Here is a 1,477-nt window from a genome sequence, read left to right as displayed (position 1 = left end):
GCCGTACGGGGGAGTCAGGCGGCGGCGTACGCCCCGCGGACCGCGGTGCGGGCCCACTGCATGCGGCCGAGCGCGCAGTCCGGGTGCTCGCCGAACTCCTGGGCGACCAGGGCGGCGCAGCCGCGCTCGCCGAGCCGGTCCACCGTCGCGGTCACCGCCGCTCGGATGAGCTCGGGCGTGGGCTGCTGCGAGCGCTGCAGGTCGGAGACGAACAGCGCCTCGGTACGGATGTCGTCGGGGTTCACGGAAGTCATCAGGTCCTCCTGCCGTGCGTCTCGGTCGGGTGTCGTGGTTCCAGAACACCCCGGCGGGGCTGCGAGAGCGGCTGCGCACCAGTTGCCGTGCGGTTGCGCCGAGCGGCAGTCACACCCGGTACTAACCGGATATCGTGCGATTAAGTAGCGTAAGTAGGCCGAGCTTTCCCGGGCGGCCTCGACGGGGGGAAATGGCCGTGACGGTGGTGCTGGTCGCCGACGACGACGCCGACATCCGTGACCTGGTGGCGTTCAAGCTCGAGCAGTCCGGCCTCGAGGTGATCGCGGTGGAGGACGGGCAGGCGGCTCTCGAGCAGGCCCGGGCCCGCCGCCCCACGCTGGCCGTGCTGGACGTCTCGATGCCCGGGCTCTCCGGCATCGACGTGTGCCGGATGCTGCGGGCCGAGCCGGCCACCGCCGGCATGCTGATCATCATGCTCACCGCCCGGGTGCAGGAGCAGGACGTCGAGGGCGGCTTCAGCGCCGGCGCCGACGATTACGTGACCAAGCCGTTCAGTCCCCGTGAGCTCGTCTCCCGGATCCAGGCCCTGCTGAGCCGAGCCCGGGCCTGAGCCGGCTCCCATGCGCCGTGACCCCTCTGTCGGGCGCCTGCTGACGAGGTCGTTCGCCGTCCTGGTGGCCCTGATCGTCTGTTCCGGGCTGGCCGAGATGACCACGGTCCTGGTGCAGCACCGGGTGGTCCGCGAGCTCTCGACCCACGTGCAGCCGCTGGAGCTGGCCAACGCCCGGCTGCGGGCGGTGCTCGGCGACGCCCAGCGGGGCCTGCGCGGGTATCTGCTGACCGGCGACGCTCAGGTGCTGGACACGTATCTCGCCGCCCGCGGCGACTACACCCAGGCGAGCCTGAACCTGCTGGAGCTGGCGACCGCCGCCGAGGAGCCGGCCGTCGACGCCCAGCTGGTCCGGGCGGACATCTGGTGGGCCCTGGCCGAGCAGCAGCGCCGGGCGCCGCCCCGCAGCGACACCGCGGCCCGCTTCGTCACCGAGGGCAAGCCGCTGTTCCAGGCCTTCGTCAGCGAGAACGAGGCGTTCGACCGGACCCTGGCCCGGCGCGTCACCACCCTGCAGCGACGCAGCTCCTGGCTGGGCGGCGTCACCGTGGTCGTGGTGATCGTGCTGACGCTGGTGGCGGCGGCCACGGCCGGGGTCACGGCGCTGCTGACGGCCCGCCGGATCACCCGCCCGCTCGGTGGGGTGGCGCG

The 1,477-nt window shown here is 72.9% G+C and carries 3 protein-coding genes; 2 read left to right on the top strand and 1 reads right to left on the bottom strand.

Annotated elements, in window-relative coordinates:
• Positions 1–14: 14 nt before the first annotated feature.
• Positions 15–254, bottom strand: a complete 240-nt coding sequence (locus AB0C29_RS48135) for a hypothetical protein (RefSeq protein ID WP_360547514.1) — start codon at positions 252–254, stop codon at positions 15–17.
• Between the two features lie 197 nt (positions 255–451).
• On the opposite strand from AB0C29_RS48135, the gene AB0C29_RS48130 reads away from it, so the two are divergent.
• Both AB0C29_RS48130 and AB0C29_RS48125 read left to right on the top strand, forming a co-directional pair.
• Complete coding sequence (locus tag AB0C29_RS48130; protein WP_360547512.1) at positions 452–826, top strand: response regulator; 375 nt, start codon at positions 452–454, stop codon at positions 824–826.
• A gap of 10 nt (positions 827–836) precedes the next feature.
• Positions 837–1,477, top strand: a 641-nt coding sequence (locus tag AB0C29_RS48125; protein ID WP_360835035.1) for a CHASE3 domain-containing protein, incomplete at its 3' end; no start/stop codon positions are given.

The organism is Actinoplanes sp. NPDC048791, from assembly GCF_040650095.1.
Lineage (GTDB): Bacteria > Actinomycetota > Actinomycetes > Mycobacteriales > Micromonosporaceae > Actinoplanes.
This window is presented reverse-complemented; position numbering and strand designations above follow the sequence as displayed.

What these genes read in the sequence shown, in the direction of transcription:
- AB0C29_RS48135 (WP_360547514.1), bottom strand. Translation starts at nt 254, where the DNA reads ATGACTTCCGTGAACCCCGACGACATCCGTACCGAGGCGCTGTTCGTC.